Genomic DNA, 1,338 nt, shown 5'->3' with positions numbered 1-1,338 from the left:
CGCCCAGGCGGAGCCGGGCGCGGTGGCCGGCGGCAGGGGCGGGAACCGGCTGCCGGTGCCCGCCGTCGTCGCCCACCGGGGAGCCAGCGGCTACCGGCCCGAGCACACCTTCGGCGCGTACGAACTGGCACTCGACATGGGCGCCGACATCATCGAGCAGGACCTGGTGCCCACCCGCGACGGGCACCTGGTGTGCCGTCACGAGAACGACATCACCGGTACCACCGACGTCGCCGACCGCCGCGAGTTCGCCGGCCGCCGCACCACGAAGACCGTGGACGGCCGCGCGCACACCGGCTGGTTCACCGAGGACTTCACGCTGGCGGAGCTGAAGACGCTGCGCGCCGTCGAGCGCATCCCCGGCCAGCGGCAGCGCAACACCCTCTACGACGGGCGCTGGACCGTGCCGTCCTTCCAGGAGGTGCTGGACTGGGCCCGCAAGGAGGGCCGGCGGCGCGGACGCACCGTCCGGCTGCACGTCGAGACCAAGCACCCCAGCTACTTCCGCGGCCTGGGCCTCGGCCTGGAGGAACCGCTCGCCCGCCTGCTGCGCCGTGCCGGCCTGAACCGCCGCCACAGCCCGGTGTTCCTCCAGTCCTTCGAGCCCAGCAGCGTGCAGCGGCTGCACCGGCTCGTCGACACGCCGGGAGTGGTGCTGCTCGGCGGCGCGGCCTCCCGCCCCTGGGACTTCGTGGAGGCCGGCGACCCGCGTACCGTCGCGGACCTGATCACCCCGGCGGGACTGCGCTGGATCGCCGGCTTCGCCCGCGGCATCGGCCCCACCCTGGACCTCGTCATCCCCAGGGGAGCGGACGGCCGGCTCGGGCGGCCCACCTCGCTCGTCCGGGACGCGCACGCCCGGGACCTGGTCGTGCACCCCTACACGATGCGCAACGAGAACGCGTTCCTGCCCGCGGACTTCCGCCGCGGCGACGACCCGAACGCCTACGGTGACGCCTTCGCCGCCTACCGCGCCTACTACCGGACGGGTATCGACGCGGTCTTCTCCGACAACCCGGACACCGCGCTGCTGGCCGCCGAGGAGTTCCGTCGCTCGCGCGGGTGATCCACCGGCGTTACCGAAACCGCCCGGCGGGACGCGAGCGTCCCGCCGGGCATGAACGTACCCGAACAGCTCAGGCCGCTGCTGGCGGCTGAGTGCACGAGCGAGGCGGCGAAGGCCGACGCCGATCCGGCCGACCTCGAACAGGCCGTCTGGCTGCGGTGGCTGGAACGGGCCAGGGAAGCCGGTCCGCCGCCCGAACCGGCGGGCTGGCTGCGGGAGGCCGTCCGTGTCGAGGCGCTGGCGCTCGGCCTGCGGGCCCGCCGGGAGGTGGC

Annotated in this window: 1 protein-coding gene and 1 pseudogene; both read left to right on the top strand. The window is 74.6% G+C overall.

Annotated elements, in window-relative coordinates:
• The coding region (locus tag ACYVE9_RS27135) for a glycerophosphodiester phosphodiesterase (RefSeq protein ID WP_461030536.1) at window positions 1-1,066 on the top strand (1,066 nt) is incomplete at its 5' end.
• Between the two features lie 51 nt (window positions 1,067-1,117).
• Window positions 1,118-1,338 (top strand): annotated as a pseudogene (locus tag ACYVE9_RS27130) (sigma-70 family RNA polymerase sigma factor); the annotation flags it as partial.

The sequence above is a fragment of the Streptomyces sparsus genome, assembly GCF_054776295.1.
This window is presented reverse-complemented; position numbering and strand designations above follow the sequence as displayed.